Source organism: Massilia sp. UYP34, assembly GCF_056279385.1.
In genome coordinates, this window is the sequence record NZ_JBWBRF010000002.1 from 279,702 (window position 1) to 296,564 (window position 16,863).

The following is a 16,863-nucleotide window of genomic DNA, read 5'->3' on the forward strand; positions in this document are numbered from 1 at the left end:
GCTGGGCGAAGAATGGGGTGGCTGGGATGGCACGGGGCGGTGCGCCCGGGAGCGGGCGCACCCGGGACCATCAGTGGTCGGTGGTCTTGCCGTAGGCGTCGGCGTCGAGCAGCTTGTCGTAGGCGGCGGCGTCGCTCGGGGCCAGCTTGAACAGCCAGGCGCCGTAGGCATCCTGGTTGATCGAGTCGGGCGCGTCGGCGACCGGCTGGTTGACGGCGATGACGGTGCCCGAGACCGGCGCGTAGATGTCGCTGGCGGCCTTGACCGATTCCACCACGGCGGCGTCCATGCCCGCGGTGAATGCCTTGCCGACCTGCGGCAGTTCGACGAACACGATGTCGCCCAGCGCGTCCTGCGCGTATTCGGTGATGCCCACGGTCAGGGTGCCGTCTTGTTCGCGGCGCACCCATTCATGGGATTCGGTGTATTTCAGGTCGGTAGGGATGTTCATGGAGACTCCTGAGGATGGTGGGGTTGTCAGTATAGGGTGTTTGTTATCCGGTCCGGCGGGTCAGGCGGCCAGCACTTTGCCATTGCGCACGAACGGCAGCTTGACGACGCTGGCGGCCAGGTGCTTGTCGCGGATCGCGACCTGCACGGTGTCGCCGACCGCGACGTCCATCGGCACGCGCGCCAGGGCGATCGCCTGCTGCATGCTGGGGCTGAAGGTGCCGCTGGTGATTTCGCCGAATTGTCCCGATTCTTCGCTCGAGGCGGCGATCACGCGCTGGTGCGCGCGCAGGATGCCCCCCTTCTCGCGCAGGATCAGGCCGACGAACTGCGCCCCCTGGCCCTTGGCCTGCAACGCGGCCTTGCCGATGAAGTCGCGCTCGGAGACCAGGTCGACGGTCCAGGCCAGGCCGGCGTCGAGCGGATTGGTCGTTTCGTCCATGTCCTGGCCGTACAGGTTCATGCCGGCTTCCAGGCGCAGGGTGTCGCGCGCGCCCAGGCCCGCCGGCTTGACGCCGGCGGCGAGCAGGGCATTCCACAGGGCTTCGGCCTGGCTTGCTGCCACGCCGATCTCGAAGCCGTCTTCGCCGGTGTAGCCGGTGCGGGCGACCATGGCTTCGCCGAAGGCGGTAGCTTCGACGATGGCGGCGTTGAACGGCTTGAGGTTCTCGGTCGCGGCCCTGGTGGTCGGCAGCACTTCCCATACCCTGGCGCGGGCGTTCGGACCCTGGACGGCGACGAGGGCGATCGGATCGTTGCCGTCGCGGCGCTGGGTGATGGTCACGCCGCTGTTGGTGGCGGCATTGTGCTGGTTCATCCAGGCCACGTCCTTGTCGGCGGTGCCGGCGTTGACGACGATGCGGAACCAGTCCTCGGAGAAGAAATAGACGATCAGGTCGTCGATGACGCCGCCTTCCGGATTGAGCATGCACGAGTACAGGGCCTTGCCCGGCGCTTGCAGCTTGTCGACGTTGTTGGCCAGCAGACGACGAAGGAAAGAGCGGGCGTTGGCGCCCTTGACGTCCACGACGCACATGTGGGAAACGTCGAACATGCCGGCGTCGCTGCGCACCGCGTTGTGCTCTTCGATCTGGGAACCGTAGTTGACGGGCATATCCCAGCCGCCGAAATCGACCATTTTGGCGCCAAGGGCGCGGTGAGCGGAATTGAGCGGGGTCGCTTTGAGCGTCATGGAATCCTCGGACATGAATAGGGTGTCGGCACGATCGTCGTGCGCTATCGACCCCTCTGTCCTTGGTACCTGAGAGATAGCGGCCGGCGCCGCTTGCCCCTTCGGTGGGCCGCATCGCGGCCGCTCTCCAGAGTTGACCGGCCGCGCCGTGCGCCGCCGTCCCTTGACCGGTCCTTTTGCCTGAGAGTTTATGGGTGAGTGCCCCTTCGGCGGCAGCGTCGCTGCGCTCTCCCGATCAAGACTGCGGAGGATATGCCAGCCCGCCAACCCTGTCAACCACGCAAGCCCCGGATCGACCGCCCGCTCCCCTTGCCCCGCCATGAGGGCGGCGTCGGATTGGCTGGCAACGTAGAGGATTTGCCGGCATCGCCCCGCATTCTTGAATTGCTCGAAAGCATTGCTGCGCACTATTGGTGCAGGGGCTTTCGGGGTGTTTGTCGTGATTTGCTACACTTGTTCCACTTACTTTGTAGGCGGGAACAGACTATGAACGAAGAAAAAACGTTGCAAGAGAAAGAGGGGTGGTACACGCTGTCGGGCGACGTCAACAGTGATATGGTGCACCGGATGTTCGAGGCGGTGGCGGCGATGACCGAGGAAGGGATCGATACCGCCCACGTGCTGCTGCAGTCGAACGGCGGCTATGTCAGCGACGGCTTGTGCCTGTATAACTTCATGGCCAACTCGCCGATCAAATTCGTCATGTATAACGCCGGGGCGGTGGCCTCGATCGCGGTGGTGGTCTATCTGGCCGGTTCGCGCCGCTACGCCAGCGAGACCGCGCGCTTCATGATCCACAAGTCGCACGCGACCGCCTCGCCGGGTTCGCGGCCGGATGCGCTCAACATCATCGTCGAAGGATTGCGCGCCGACGATGCGCGCACCGAGGCCATCCTGCGCAAGGAAATCGAACTCTCGCCCGAGCAGTGGGGCGTGCACCAGTACGGCGACCTGCACCTGACCGCGCGCGACGCCAAGAAGGCGAAGATGATCCACGAGGTGCAGGACTTCGCGCCGCCGAAAGGCGCCATCCTGCGCAATATCTGAACCGGGTTGGTGCGGCCGCCGTCGCACCGGCGGTCGGCGCCGCCCCGGCCGGGATGTGTTTGATCATTGCTGGGAGGTAAGAGTATGGCAGAATAGGGGTTCGCCACACTTCGCCCAACCGTCATGGCCACCCCATCCGCCCAGAGCTCTGCCGCGCGCAAGGCCGCACCCGCCCAGCAGGCGGCGCTGGCCGAGCTGGTCGACATGGCGCGCAGCCATGCCGAGTCCGGCCTGGCGGACATGGCGCGGCGCATGGTGTCCGCGCTGCTCGACCTGACCGCGGCCGGTCTCGACCCCGCCGCCGTCATGCGGCGCGTCAAGTCGGGCAATCTCCTCAAGGACAACAGCTACGCCTTCATCCACCTGGCGACGGGCGGGATCGACGCCGCGCTGCGCCAGGAAGTCGCGCGCCTGTTCCCGCACGCGGCCGATACCGGGATCCCGGCTGCCGCGGCCAGGCCGGTCGAACTGAGCCTCGTCCCGCTGGAGCAGATCGACCGGCAGATGGCGCTGGGCGTCGTCAGCCGGCCGTTCGACCTGCAGCATTCCGAGGGCCTGGCCACGCTCGGCGTGCGCCTCGGCCTGCTGCTCGGGCGCGACCTGGTGCGCGCCGCGCACAACCCGTTCCGCCCCGACGTCTTCCTGGCCGCCGTGGACGCGGCCTGGCGCCAGTTCGAACCCGATCCCGACGCCCACGGCCTGGTGGCGCCGCTGCTGCGTCCCGGCCTGATGTTCGACCTGGGGCCGCTGTACGAAGCCCTGGTCGGAAAGCTCAAGGCGCGCAAGGAGGGCGACGCCGACACCCGCTTCAGCAAGACCGACGACCGCGCGGCGCGCCAGGCCGGGCGCGCCCGGCGCGACGCCGCGCTGGCCGAGCAGTTGCGCCAGCTGTTCGACCCGGCCGTGCCCGAGATCCCGAACCTGCCGCAGGGCAGCGGCGGCTGGCGTCCGAGCGCGGCGTCCGGCTTCGGGGTGGCGCCGCCGCCCGGGCCTGCGGCGGGCGCCGTCCCGTCCAGCGCCGCCGCGGGTCCGGCGGTGCACCCGATGATGCAGTCCACGACGCAGCCCGCGATGCAGTCGTTGAGCGACCTGCTGTCCCGCGCGGGCGCCGCCGGCCCGGCCGCCGCCCCCGGGATGCTGGTCCTGCCCGGCCTGCGCGCCAGCCTGCCGCAGGGCGCGCTGTCGCGCGGCGATGAAACGACGCTCGACCTGCTGTCGCAGGTGTTCGGCGGCGTGCTGCACGACGACGGCGTCGCCCCCGAGACGCGCGAACTGATCGGTCACCTGCAGTTGCCGGTCTTGCGCACCGCGCTGCGCGACCGCAGCTTCTTCTTCCAGGAGGCCCATCCGGCGCGGCGCCTGCTCGACCTGCTGTCGCAGGCCGGCTGGGAGCGCCCGCTGGACGCGGACGACCCGGTCTACCGCGCCATGCGCCGCAGCGTCGAGCGCGTGCGCGATCAGGCCGACCCCGAGTTCGGGGCGGCCGTGGCCGACCTCGAGGCCGGCCTGGCCGCGCGCGATCACATGGAGCAGGCGGCCATGGCGGCGCCCATCGCCCAGGCCATGCGCAGCGAAAAGCGCGCCGCCGCCGAACGTTCGGCGCGGCGCGCGGTGGCGCTGCGCCTGGCCGGAGAGCGCTTGATCCCGGCAGTCACGGGTTTTCTCGAAGGCCGCTGGAGCGTCGCGCTGGCGCTGGCCTACACGATCGAGGACAGTCGTCCGGGCTCCGTCGACAATGCCACGCGCACGATGGACGACCTGATCTGGAGCGTCAAGCCGAAGGCGACCCAGGAGCAGAGAAAGGCCCTGATCGCGCGCCTGCCGGCGCTGCTGGCAAGCCTGAACAACTGGCTCGACGCCACCCGCTGGCAGGATGCCGAGCGCCTGCAGTTCTTTGCCGAGCTGGCCGAATGCCATGCCTCGATCGTGCGCGCGCCGATCGAACTCCTGCCCGAGCGCCAGCTCGAGCTGGCGCTCGAGGCGGCGCAGCAGGATGCGCTGCGCCGGATCGCGCAGGAGCAGGAACAGGAGCGCGAGCAGGCCCGCACCCAGGCCGAGGAAGCGCAGGCCGCGGCAAGCGATCCGGCCGCCGCCGCGCTGGCCGCACTGGAGCGCGGCATGCGCCTCGAACTGCGCGACGCGCACGTCGTGCGCCGGGTGCGCCTGGCCTGGGTCAGCCCGCTGCGCACGCTGTACATCTTTTCGGGCGCCGGCCGCCAGGAAGCCTTTTCGCTGCCGGCCGCGCGCCTGGCCGAGCTGCTGCGCGCAGGCGCGATGCGCGTGGTGGCGGCCGAGGGCGTGGTCGGCCGCATCCTGAGCGCGGCGGTGGGACCGGGCGCGGTCAACGACGCCGGCCCATCGGCGGCGTCGCACGCCGCGGCCCGCAGCGCCTGACGCAGTGCATGTCGCAGTGCATGTTGCAGTGCGTGAAGGTCCGCGAGCGATCGCCCTGGCTGTCCAGGCCCACGCCTGCAATGGTATGATGGGCGCTTTACCTCTACAGCCATAGCCGACCCCACGTGCGTCTCTCATCCATCAAATTGTCGGGATTTAAGTCGTTCGTCGATCCCACCAATTTCCAGGTGCCGGGTCAGCTGGTCGGCGTGGTCGGCCCCAACGGCTGCGGCAAATCGAATATCATCGACGCGGTGCGCTGGGTGCTGGGCGAGTCGAAAGCGTCCGAGCTGCGCGGCGAATCGATGCAGGACGTGATCTTCAACGGTTCCACCCACCGCAAGAGCGCCGGGCGCGCCTCGGTCGAACTGGTGTTCGACAACAGTGCCGGGAAGGCCGCCGGCCAGTGGGGGCAGTATGCCGAGATCGCGGTCAAGCGCACGCTCACGCGCGACGGCACGTCCACCTATTACATCAACGGCCAGCCGGTGCGGCGGCGCGACATCCAGGACATCTTCCTCGGCACCGGACTCGGTCCGCGCGCCTACGCCATCATCGGCCAGGGCATGATCGCGCGCATCATCGAATCGCGCCCGGAGGAATTGCGGGTCTTCCTCGAAGAAGCCGCCGGCGTCTCGAAGTACAAGGAACGGCGCCGCGAGACCGAGAACCGCCTGTCGGACACGCGCGAGAACCTGCTGCGGGTCGAGGACATCCTGCGCGAACTGAACGCCAACCTCGAAAAACTCGAAGCCCAGGCGGCGGTCGCCAACCGCTTCCACCAGCTGCAGGCCGACCAGGAAGAAAAGCAGAAGCTGCTCTGGCTGATGCGCAAGAACGAGGCCAAGGCCGAACAGGCGAAGTTCTTCCGCGAGATGGAAGAAGCCCAAACCAGCCTGGAAGCGCAGACCGCCAGGCTGCGCAGCGTCGAAGTCGATCTCGAACACCTGCGCCAGGCCCACTTCGCCGCCGGCGACCGCCTGCACACGGCCCAGGGCGCCCTGTACCAGATCAATTCCGAGATCGGCAGCCTGGAGGCGCAGATCAAGTTCGTGGTCGAGTCGCGCACCCGCCTGCAGAACCAGATCGCCGCGCTCACGGCGCAGCGCGACCAATGGCTGGCGCAGGAGCAGGAACAGCGCGAGGGCGAGGAAGAGGCCGGAATGCAGCTGGAAGAACTCGCCGTGCGCGCCGAGGGCGCCCAGATCGCGGTCGAGGTCCACAACGAGCGCCTGCCCGAGCTGGAAGCGGCCTGGCGCGCCGGCCAGGAACGGTCGACCGCTTCGCGCGCGCGCATCATGCAGGTCCAGCAGCGCATCGAGCTGGCCTCGGCCCATGGCCGCAACGCCGGCGGCATCCTGAGCAGCCTGGCGGCGCGCCGCGAACGCCTGCAGCAGGAGCGCAGCAGCCTCAATCTGCCCGACAGCGCGACCCTCGACAACCTGCGCCTGCAGCTGGAAGAAAAGCAGCAGTCGCTGGAAGAACAGACCATGCTGCTGGAAGAGGCGGCCGGGCGTCAGGAGGCGGTCGAGCTCGAACGCAAGGAAGCGCAGGCGCAGACGCAGGCCGAGAGCGCGGCGAACGCCCAGCTGGAGGCGCGCCTGGGCGCGCTGCGCCAGATGCAGGAGCGCGTGCAGACCCAGGGCAAAGTCCAGCCCTGGCTCGAGAAGCACGAGCTGGCCGGCTTGCCGCGGCTGTGGCAAAAGCTGGACGTGGAAGAAGGGTGGGAAACCGCGCTCGAGGCCGTGCTGAGGGAGCGTTCCGGCGCGCTCGAAGTATCGAACATCGACTGGGCCAAGGCCTTCGTGCTTGACGCGCCGCCGGCCCGCCTGGCGCTGTACGCGCCGCAGGCGGGCGGCCACGCGGCGCCGCCCGACGGGTTCAAGCCGTTCGCGAGCCTGCTGCGCGTGAACGACCCCGGCGTGCGCGGCGTGCTCGAAGACTGGCTGCATGGCGTCTACGTGGCTGACGCGTCTGACGCCTTCGCCGGGCGCGCGCGCCTGCCGCAGGGCGCGGCCTTCGTCACGCGCGACGGCCATCTGGTGACCCGTTCCAGCGTGCGCTTCCACGCGCCGGACGCCGAGCAGGACGGCATGCTGGCGCGCCAGCACGAGATCGAGAACACGGCCCGGCAGCTCAAGGCCCAGGCCTTGCTGGCCGACGAGGCGCGCACGCGCGCGGTGCGCGCCGATGCCGCCGTGGCCGACCTGGCGCGCCGGCTGCAGGATGCGCGCGGCCGCGTGGCCACCTTGCAGCGCGACGTGCATGCGCTGCAGATCGAGGTGCTCAAGCAGAGCGAGATCGAGGCGCGCTTCAACCAGAGGAGCGGCCAGATCGCGACCGACCTGTCCGAGATCGCGGCCCAGGAGTCCGAGCAGTGCCAGGCCCAGCTTGAAGCCGAACAGGAATTCGAGCAGCTCGACCTGGAACTGGCCGAGCTGCAGGAGGCGCACGAAGACGGCCAGACCACCTTCCTCGACCAGGAGCAGGCCCTGAGCCGTGCGCGCGAACACCTGCGCGAACTGGAACGCGGCGCGCAAGAGGCGCAGTTCGCCGAACGCGCCCAGCGCAGCCGCATCGACGAATTGCGGCGCACGATGGCGACCGCCGCCACCCAGGCCGGGCAGGTCGGCGCCAGCCTGGCCCAGGCGCGCCTGGAGCTGGAGGCCCTCGAAAGCGGCACCGCCCACGAAGGCTTGCAAGCGCTGCTCGAGCGCCGCACGACGCAGGAAGCGGCGCTGTCCGATGCCCGCCATGAACTGGACCAGGTCGCCCAGCAGCTGCGCGCGGCCGAAGAGTCGCGCATGCAGTCCGAGCGCAGCCTGCAGCCGCAGCGCGACCGCATCACCGAGATGCAATTGAAGGAGCAGGCCGCGCGCCTGAACCAGGAGCAGTTTGCCGAGGCGCTGGCCGCCACCGGCGCCGACGAGGCGGCGCTGGCCGAAAAGCTCGACCCGGAGCTGAAACCGCAGTACCTGCAGGCCGAGGTCACCCGGCTGGCCAACGCGATCAACGGCCTGGGCGCGGTCAACCTGGCGGCGGTCGACGAGCTGGCCCAGGCCACCGAGCGCAAACGCTTCCTCGACTCGCAGAACGCCGACCTGAACGAGGCCATCGCCACGCTCGAAGACGCGATCGGCCGCATCGACCGCGAGACCCGCGACCTGCTGCAGGATACCTTCGACCGCGTGAACGGCCACTTCTCGGAACTGTTCCCGATCCTGTTCGGCGGCGGCAACGCCAGGCTGGTGATGACCGGCGACGAGATCCTGGACGCCGGCGTGCAGGTCATGGCCCAGCCGCCGGGCAAGAAGAACGCCACCATCCACCTGCTGTCGGGCGGCGAAAAGGCGCTCACCGCGACCGCCCTGGTGTTCTCGATGTTCCGCCTGAATCCGGCGCCATTCTGCCTGCTCGACGAAGTCGACGCGCCGCTGGACGACGCCAATACCGAGCGCTTCTGCCGCATGGTCAAGCGGATGTCGGAACACACCCAGTTCCTGTTCATCTCGCATAACAAGATCGCAATGGAGATGGCCAGCCAGCTGATCGGGGTGACGATGCAGGAGCAGGGCGTCTCGCGCATCGTCGCCGTGGACATGGAGGCGGCCGCCGGCATGGCCGCCGCCTGAACCGGCGCGGCTCCCCCGGTGCGCCGTGCTACACTGGCCGGCCTCTGCCGCGGCACGTTCCACCGTACGAATGCTTGCAATGACCGACTACCCTAGAACATCGCAGTTTGCCCCGCAGATGCCATCGGAAGCGCCGGCGCTCGCGCAGCGCATGCGGCTGATCGGCGCGTCGCCGGCGCCGATGTGCATCGTGCGCGGCGACGGCGCCATGGCCGCAGCCAATCCGGCCTTCGCGGCGCTGCTGGAAGGCGCCGCCATCCGGGAGCTGGCCGCGCGCATCCTCGACGGCAGCCTGGCCCAGGCCGGCGCCGGGCTCGAACACCCCGCACCCGTCAAGCTCTCCCTGTCGCCGCTACGCGAGTCCGATGGCGCCATGGTCGGCGTGCCGGGCGTGCCGGGCGTGGCCGCGTCGCCGCAGGCCGGGAGCGAGGCGCGCTTTCGCGCGATCACGAACGCCATTTCGCAGATCGGCCTGCCGCGCCCCGGGCGCGCCGGCGCCGGCATCAAGATCGTGCCGGCGCGCCGGCTAGCGATGGCGTCCGCGCGGGGGAGTTGGTATGATTGCACGAATTTCCGTGGGGAGAGCGCCTGCACGGATGCATTTCGATCGAATTAACCATTTCGCAGAACAACAGGACCGCGCAGCCCGCAAGGCTGGCGGATTCGGCGCGAATTTCGCTATTGAGGCACAAGCAGCATGACTGAATTCCAAATGAGCCTGATCGCAGCCGGGGGCGTCTTCGTCGTCGGCGTCATCACCTACAACAAGTGGCAGGAATACAAGGCCAGGAAGAGCGTCGAACGCGCCTTCGCCTCCGACCACGACGACGTCCTGATGCGCGACGGCGAGCAGGCCCCGGCCGTGGACCGCCACGAGCCGGTGTTCGAGGCCGATCTCGACGACAAGGCGCCGCTGCTTGCCAAGGAACCCGTGCTCGACGCCGCCGCCTTCGCGCCGGCCGACGTCAAGCCCGAGCCGCAGCTCGCGACGCCGGCGCCGGCCGCCGCCCCGGCCCCGGCCCAGGCAGCGCCGGTCGCCCCGAGCGCCGGCGCCCCCGCCGCCAGCTACCGCGCCACCGGCGCCAGCGCTGCCCAGGATGCGGTGGCCGCTTCGCTGCCCGGCACCCGCCCCGGCATGCCGCCGGCCGAGCTGGCCGAATGCCTGGTCGATCCGCTGATCGACTGCCTGATTCCCCTCTCGCTCGAAACGCCTGTGCGCGGCGACAAGATCCTGCCGACCCTGCAGACGCTGCGCCGCGTCGGCAACAAGCCGATCCACTACATCGGATTTGCCGTCAGCGGCGAATGGGAGCCGATCGTGCACGGCGGCGTGTACACCAAGCTGCAGGCGGGCGTGCAGATGGCGACCCGCACCACGGCGCTGAACGAACTCGAATACTCCGAACTGGTCACCCGCCTGCGCGCGGTGGCCGACGAGATCGGGGCCGAGCCGGAAGTGCCGGACATGATCGAGGTGATGGCCGAGGCGCGCATCCTGCACCGCTTCGTGGCCGGCCACGACGCCCAGCTGGGCGTGAACCTGGCCGCGAATGGCGCGCCGTGGGCGATGCCGACCCTGATCGGCGCCCTCGAGAACGCGGGCTTCGACGTGCGCCCGGACGGCAGGTTCGCGATGCCCGACAAGGAAGGCGCGGCAGGCGCCGTGCTGTTCACGCTGTCGACCAACGTCACCCTGGGCGCCGACACCACCTCGCGCCTGACCCTGTTGCTGGACGTGCCGTGCGTCGCCCCCGCGCGCGACGGCTTCGGCCGCATGGTCGATACGGCGCGCGGCCTGACCCAGCGCCTGGACGCGACCATCGTCGACGATTTCGACCAGCCGCTGGTGGACGAGGCGCTGGACGAGATCAAGGCCCAGGTGGGCGAGTTCTACCAGGAGATGGACGCGGCCGACATTCCGGCCGGCTCGACCCGCGCGCTGCGCCTGTTCAGCTGAGGACGTGCGGTGACCGAGCAAGTGCAACAGAACGAGCGCGAGCGCAGCATTGAACGCATGCGCTGGCTGGTCGCGGAGCTGAACCGCGCCAGCTACAACTACCATGTGCTGGACGCGCCGACGATTCCCGACGCCGAGTACGACAAGCTGTACCACGAGCTGGTGGCGCTGGAAGCGCAGCACCCGGAAAGCGTCGACCCCGATTCGCCGACCCGGCGCGTGGGCGACGCCCCGATTCCGGAATTCGGCCAGGTCACCCATGCGGTGCCGATGCTGTCGCTGAACAACGGCTTTACCATCGAGGACATCGATAACTTCGACCGCAAGGCGCGCGAAGGGCTGGAAGTGCGCGAGGTCGTCTACAACGCCGAGCTCAAGTTCGATGGGCTGGCGATCAGCCTGCGCTACGAGGATGGACGCCTGGTGCAGGCGGCGACCCGCGGCGACGGCTACACGGGCGAGGACGTCACCGCCAATATCCGCACCGTGCGCGTGATCCCGATGCGGCTGCACGGCGCCGACCTGCCGGCGGTGCTCGAGGTGCGCGGCGAAGTGCTGATGTTCAAGCGCGACTTCGAGGCCCTGAACGAGCGCCAGCGCGCCGCCGGCCAGAAGGAATTCGCCAATCCGCGCAATGCCGCCGCCGGCAGCCTGCGCCAGCTCGACGCGCGCATCACCAGTGAGCGCAGGCTGCGCTTCTTCGCCTATGGCGTGGGTCAGGTGGAGGGCGCTGACTTGCCCGCCACCCATTCGGGCCTGCTCGACTGGTTCGAAGCGCTCGGGCTGCCGGTCGCGAAGGAACGCAAGGTGGTCGCGGGCCGCGACGGCCTGCTCGACTTCTACCGCGACGTCGGCGAACGCCGCAAGGCGCTGCCTTACGAGATCGACGGCGTGGTGTACAAGGTCGACCGCATCGAGGACCAGCGCGCGCTGGGCTTCGTCTCGCGCGCGCCGCGCTTCGCGCTGGCCCATAAATTCCCGGCCGAGGAAGCGCTGACCATGGTCCAGGCAATCGAGGTGCAGGTCGGCCGCACCGGCGCCATCACGCCGGTGGCGCGCCTGGTGCCGGTCTCGGTGGGCGGCGTGACCGTCACCAACGCGACCCTGCACAACGAAGACGAAGTGCGGCGCAAGGACGTGCGCGTGGGCGACACCGTGATCGTGCGCCGCGCCGGCGACGTCATCCCCGAGGTGCTGGCGGTGGTGCTGGAGCGCCGCTTGAGCCCGGAACCGCCAATCTATGAATTGCCGAAGCAGTGCCCGGTGTGCGGTTCGCACGTGGTGCGCGAGGCGGACGAAGCGATCGCGCGCTGCTCCGGCGGCCTGACCTGCGCGGCCCAGCGCAAGGAAGCGATCCGCCACTTCGCCGGCCGGCGCATGATGGACATCGAGGGCCTGGGCGACCGCTACATCGACAGCCTGGTCGAGGCAAAGCTGGTGGAGGGCGTGGCGGATCTCTACAAGCTCACGCTCGACGACCTGCTCAAGATGAAGCGCCTGGCGGACGAGCGCGACGGCACGACACCGGAGACTGTGAAGCAGGGCAAGGTCGCGACCAAGTGGGCCGACAACCTGCTCGCCGCGATCGCCGCCAGCAGGCAGCCGCCGCTCGAGCGCCTGCTGTTCGCGCTCGGCATCCGCCACGTGGGCGAGTCGACCGCCAAGACGCTGGCCGACTGGCTCGGGAGCCTCTCGCTGGTGCGGCGCGCGCCGGCCGCGCTGCTGCGCGTGCTGCCCGACATCGGCGGCACGGTGGCCGAGTCGATCGCCGAATTCTTTGCCGAAGAAAAGAATCAGATCGCCCTCGATGCATTGCTCACGGCCGGCGTGGGTCCGCGCGACGAGCATCCGCCGAAGGCGCAGCTGCGCGAAAAGCTCGACGAGATCAAGCTGCTGGCCGCGCTCGACATCCCGAAACTGACCGAGCCGCGCGCGCGCCAGGTGGTGGGCGCCGGCCAGGGTCTGGAAGACATCGGCGTTCGCACCGACTTCGGCATCTTCGGCCTGCCGGCAACGGTCGCGGCCGCGCTCGAGGAATGGATGGCGGTGCGCGAGAACCGGGAACGGGTGCAGTCGCTGGCGGCCCTGCGGCGTTCGCTGCTGGAATCCCTGCCCGAAGCTGCCGCCGCGCCCGAGGGGCCGCTGGCCGGCAAGACCTTCGTCCTGACCGGCACCTTGCCGACCATGAGCCGCGACGCCGCCGGCGCGCTGATCGAGCAGGCCGGCGGCAAGGTGTCGGGCTCGGTGTCGAAGAAGACCTCCTACGTGGTGGCCGGCGCGGACGCCGGCAGCAAGCTGGCCAAGGCCGAGGAGCTGGGCGTCACGATCCTGGACGAGGCGGCGCTGCTGGCGCTCCTCGGACCATAACCGAACCGTCAACAAGAAACCATGAACCTGATCCGCAAAGCCGTATTCCCCGTCGCCGGCCTGGGCAGCCGCTTCCTGCCGGCGACCAAGGCGCAGCCGAAAGAGATGCTGCCGATCGTCGACAAGCCGCTGATCCAGTATGCGGTCGAAGAAGCGGTGGCCGCCGGCATCACTGAGCTGATCTTCATCACGGGCCGCAACAAGCGCGCCATCGAAGACCATTTCGACAAGGCCTACGAGCTCGAATCCGAACTCGAGGCGGCCGGCAAGCAGGCCCTGCTCGAGACCGTGCGCGGCGTGATCCCGAAGAACGTCAACTGCATCTACATCCGCCAGTCCTCGCCCCTGGGCCTGGGTCATGCGGTGCTGTGCGCGCGCCCGGTGGTGGGCAATGAACCGTTCGCCGTGCTGCTGGCGGACGACTTCATGGACACCGCCGACGGTCAGAAACCGGTGCTGGCCCAGATGGCCGACGTCTACGCCTATGAGCGCAGCAGCATCCTGGCGGTGCAGGACGTGCCGCGCGAGCACACCCGCCAGTACGGCATCGTGAGCAGCGCGTGCTACCGCACCGGCCTGGAGCTGGTCTCGAACATCGTCGAAAAGCCGCAGCCCGCGGACGCGCCGTCGACCCTGGCCGTGGTCGGCCGCTACGTCTTGTCGCCCTCGATCTTCGACTACCTGGAAAACATCGGCAAGGGCGCCGGCGGCGAGATCCAGCTCACCGACGGCATCGCGGCCCTGATGCGCGACGAGCGCGTGCTGGCCTACCGCTACGCCGGCCAGCGCTACGATTGCGGCTCCAAGCTGGGCTATCTGCAGGCCACCGCCGCGATCGGCCTCAAGCACCCGGAGACGGCCGATGGTTTTCGCGCCTCGCTGGCCGGCCTGCTCGAAGGAAGAGGCCCGGCATGACGGTGCGCGCGATCCTGAAAATGGGCGACCCGCGCCTGCTGCGCGTCGCGCAGCCGGTGACGCGGTTCGATACGCCCGAGCTGCATGCGCTGGTCGCCGACATGTTCGAGACCATGCATGCCGCCAACGGCGCTGGCCTGGCCGCGCCGCAGATCGGCGTCGACCTGCAACTGGTGATCTTCGGCTTTGGCAGCAACCAGCGCTATCCCGATGCGCCGCCGGTGCCCGAGACGGTCCTGATCAACCCCGTGCTCACGCCGCTGTCGGACCAGATGGAAGAAGGCTTCGAGGGCTGCCTGTCGGTGCCCGGCCTGCGCGGCAGCGTGCCGCGTCATACGCGCCTGCATTACGAAGGGTTCGACCAGTTCGGCAAGCGCATCGTGGTGGACGCCGAAGGCTTCCATGCGCGCGTGGTGCAGCACGAAGTGGATCACCTGCTGGGGATCCTGTACCCGATGCGGATCCGCGACTTTTCCCGCTTCGGCTTCACCGAAGTGATGTTCCCCCAACTCGACCCCGGAGCCGACGATTGAGCCGCGCTTTCTTCTTCCTGGCCGCTGCGTGCGCCTGCCTGGCCGCGCCGGCGGCGTCGGCCGCTGACTTCTTCACGAAGATCGACCCGTCGCCCACGCGCCAGCTGTGGGTCGACACCGGCTTTTACACCGCGCATTTCGACAGCGACAAGGACCTGAACGGCAACAACAAGGGCCTGGCGCTCGAGTACCGCTTCAAGGGCACGATGACGGCCACCGCAGGCCGCTTCTACAACAGCGACCGCGCCTGGTCGAACTACGCGGGCGTGATCTGGCAGCCGTATGCGGTCGGCCCGGTGCGCGTGGGGCTGGCGCTGGCCGCCTTCGATGGTTACCCGAAGACGCGCGACGGCGGCTGGTTCCCGGGCGCGATCCCGACCCTGACCTATGAGTATCAGCGGGTCGGCGTGAACGTCGGGATCATCCCGAACTACAAGGACCGCCTGTATGGCGGCATTTCGTTCCAGCTGAAATTCAAGCTGTTCGACAAATAAGAGGGGCCGCGCGCTGCGGCCCCTGCGTCGGCGAGTGATCAGCTTTCCTTCGGGTACGGACTCGGCCCGCCCTCCGCGATAAACTGGTCGATCCGCTGCTGCAGCACCGGCAGCGGCACCGAACCCACGTGCAGCACGGTGTCGTGGAAGTGGCGGATGTCGAACTTCGGCCCCAGCGCCTTCTCGGCGCGCGCGCGCGCTTCCTGGATCGCCATCTGGCCAAGATAGTAGGATAGCGCCTGCCCCGGCCACGAGATGTAGCGGTCGACTTCAGTCTCCACCTCGTGCTTCGACAGCGCGGTGTTCTGCAGCAGGTAGTCCTGGGCCTGCTCCCGCGTCCAGCCCTTGGCGTGCACGCCCGTGTCGACCACCAGGCGCGAAGCGCGCCAGGCCTGGTAGCTCAGCATGCCGAACACTTCGTACGGGGTTTCGTAGATGTCCATCTCGGTGCCCAGGCGCTCGGTGTACAGCGCCCAGCCTTCGCCATAGGCCGAGATGTAGGCGCGGCGGAACGGCGGCACGCCTTTCTGTTCCTGCGCCAGCGGAATCTGGAACGCGTGGCCCGGCGCCGACTCGTGCAGGGTCAGGGCCGGCAGGCTGTACAGGGGCCGGGCCGGAAGGTTATAGGTATTGACCCAATAGGTGCCGGGACCGCCGCGACCGGCGGTCCAGAACGGCGCCTGGTCGTCGGGCACCGGCACGATCGCGAAGCGGCGGCGTGGCAGGTGGCCGAAGAACTGGTCGGCCTTGGCGTCGAACTTCTTGGAGGTCCAGGCCGCGCTCTTGAGCAGCTCTTGCGGCGTCTTCGCATAGAACTGCGGATCGGTGCGCAGGAACTGCAGGAAGGCCTGCAAGTCGCCCTTGAAGCCGACCTGCTTCATCACGTCGTGCATCTCGGCGCGGATCTTGGCCATCTCGGCCAGGCCGATCGCGTGGATCTGGTCGGCGGTCAGGTCGGTCGTGGTGAATTCCACGATCTTCGACTGGTAGTATTCCTTCCCGCCCGGCATGTCCTGGGCCGCCAGCGTGGTGCGCGCCTTCGGCACGTACTCGTCGCGGAAGTAGGCCAGCGCCTTGGCATAGGCCGGCTGTATCCTGTTCTGGATGAGGGCCACCGCCTGCGCGCGCAGCGCCGCCTGCTCGGCGGCCGGCATCGACGACGGCATCTGCCTGAACGGGTTGTAGAACACGACGTCCTGCGGCGTCTTCGCCCCGGTCACCGAGCTCAGGGTGCCTTCGCGGCCGGCCAGGGTGACCTTGGGCGGCGTGAAGCCGCGCGCCAGGCCGGCGCGCATATTGTCCAGCTCCTGGTCGAAATAGGCGGGCAGGCCTTCGAGCAGCGCCAGGTAATTGCGGTAGTCGTCGGCGCTCTTGAGCGGGCGGCGCGCGGCATAGGCGACGTCGGACCAGAATGCGGTGTCGGCGTTGACCGGCTGCTCGTACTCGCGGAAGCGCTGGGCGTCATGCAGGGCGGCGATCTGGGCGCGGTAGACGGCGAAATTGATGCGTTCGGCGGGGGAGAGCGCGCCTGGCGAAATCGCATCGAGTTCCTTCAGGATGCCGGCCCAGTAGACGCGGCGCCCTTCCTGGGCCGCGGCGTCGACCCGCGCATAACCCGGGCGTGCGTCGGGCGCGTTTTCGTCGCGCGCCAGGCGCTCGGCGATGCGCCACTTCCACTCCCTGGTGTAGATGTCCTTGAACCGTGCGTCTGCGGCGGTCGCGGTCGCTTTCACCGCGACCGCAGGTGCGTTCGTGGCGGCCACGGCCGCCGGCGCAGATGCCAGACCCATCACGACGGCGGCCGTCGAGACGGCGGCGCCCAGCTTGCATATTTTCATTGATCCCCTGATTAATAATGAGCATGATTGCTCGGCGATACACA

The 16,863-nt window shown here is 68.8% G+C and carries 12 protein-coding genes and 2 riboswitches; of the genes, 9 read left to right on the forward strand and 3 right to left on the reverse strand.

Translation table 11 applies throughout. The features are described 5' to 3' along the window. Positions 1 to 70 precede the first annotated feature (70 nt). The gene (gcvH, locus tag ACZ9AQ_RS04655; protein ID WP_429202431.1) at positions 71 to 451 is read right to left on the reverse strand and encodes a glycine cleavage system protein GcvH; all 381 of its coding nucleotides are present in this window, start codon (positions 449 to 451) and stop codon (positions 71 to 73) included. Between the two features lie 60 nt (positions 452 to 511). Then, complete coding sequence (gcvT, locus tag ACZ9AQ_RS04660; RefSeq protein ID WP_429202429.1) at positions 512 to 1,642, reverse strand: glycine cleavage system aminomethyltransferase GcvT; 1,131 nt, start codon at positions 1,640 to 1,642, stop codon at positions 512 to 514. Between the two features lie 46 nt (positions 1,643 to 1,688). Then, a riboswitch (glycine riboswitch) is annotated at positions 1,689 to 1,783 on the reverse strand. Positions 1,784 to 1,800: 17 nt separating this feature from the next. Then, a riboswitch (glycine riboswitch) is annotated at positions 1,801 to 1,886 on the reverse strand. Positions 1,887 to 2,128: 242 nt separating this feature from the next. On the opposite strand from gcvT, the gene ACZ9AQ_RS04665 reads away from it, so the two are divergent. The 9 genes from ACZ9AQ_RS04665 (at position 2,129) to ACZ9AQ_RS04705 (ending at position 14,981) form a co-directional block, all read left to right on the forward strand. Beyond that, positions 2,129 to 2,689: an ATP-dependent Clp protease proteolytic subunit gene (locus ACZ9AQ_RS04665; protein WP_429202427.1), complete on the forward strand. Its 561-nt coding sequence runs from the start codon at positions 2,129 to 2,131 to the stop codon at positions 2,687 to 2,689. A 123-nt stretch (positions 2,690 to 2,812) separates the two neighbouring features. Further along, a complete protein-coding gene (locus tag ACZ9AQ_RS04670; RefSeq protein WP_429202425.1) occupies positions 2,813 to 5,083 on the forward strand; it encodes a DUF1631 family protein in 2,271 nt (756 codons plus the stop codon). A gap of 125 nt (positions 5,084 to 5,208) precedes the next feature. Continuing rightward, positions 5,209 to 8,715 carry a chromosome segregation protein SMC gene (gene smc, locus ACZ9AQ_RS04675; RefSeq protein WP_429202423.1) on the forward strand — a complete coding sequence of 1,169 codons (3,507 nt, stop codon included), beginning with the start codon at positions 5,209 to 5,211 and terminating at the stop codon, positions 8,713 to 8,715. Positions 8,716 to 8,794: 79 nt separating this feature from the next. Then, a complete protein-coding gene (locus ACZ9AQ_RS04680; protein ID WP_429202421.1) occupies positions 8,795 to 9,331 on the forward strand; it encodes a hypothetical protein in 537 nt (178 codons plus the stop codon). Between the two features lie 81 nt (positions 9,332 to 9,412). Then, a complete protein-coding gene (locus ACZ9AQ_RS04685) occupies positions 9,413 to 10,672 on the forward strand; it encodes a cell division protein ZipA C-terminal FtsZ-binding domain-containing protein (protein ID WP_429202420.1) in 1,260 nt (419 codons plus the stop codon). Between the two features lie 57 nt (positions 10,673 to 10,729). Further along, a complete protein-coding gene (gene ligA, locus ACZ9AQ_RS04690) occupies positions 10,730 to 13,039 on the forward strand; it encodes an NAD-dependent DNA ligase LigA (RefSeq protein ID WP_429202840.1) in 2,310 nt (769 codons plus the stop codon). A gap of 21 nt (positions 13,040 to 13,060) precedes the next feature. Next, entirely contained in the window at positions 13,061 to 13,954 is an 894-nt protein-coding gene (galU, locus tag ACZ9AQ_RS04695; protein ID WP_429202418.1) for a UTP--glucose-1-phosphate uridylyltransferase GalU, read from the forward strand. Then, a complete protein-coding gene (gene def, locus ACZ9AQ_RS04700) occupies positions 13,951 to 14,487 on the forward strand; it encodes a peptide deformylase (protein WP_429202416.1) in 537 nt (178 codons plus the stop codon). The genes galU and def overlap by 4 nt, the downstream gene beginning before the upstream one ends. Continuing rightward, positions 14,484 to 14,981, forward strand: coding sequence for a hypothetical protein (locus ACZ9AQ_RS04705; RefSeq protein WP_429202414.1), 498 nt, complete (start codon positions 14,484 to 14,486; stop codon positions 14,979 to 14,981). Before def ends, ACZ9AQ_RS04705 begins: the two co-directional genes overlap by 4 nt. A 38-nt stretch (positions 14,982 to 15,019) precedes the next feature. Here the strand turns inward: ACZ9AQ_RS04705 and ACZ9AQ_RS04710 are convergent, their stop codons facing one another. Continuing rightward, positions 15,020 to 16,819 carry a DUF885 domain-containing protein gene (locus ACZ9AQ_RS04710; protein WP_429202412.1) on the reverse strand — a complete coding sequence of 600 codons (1,800 nt, stop codon included), beginning with the start codon at positions 16,817 to 16,819 and terminating at the stop codon, positions 15,020 to 15,022. Between the last annotated feature and the right edge of the window lie 44 nt (positions 16,820 to 16,863).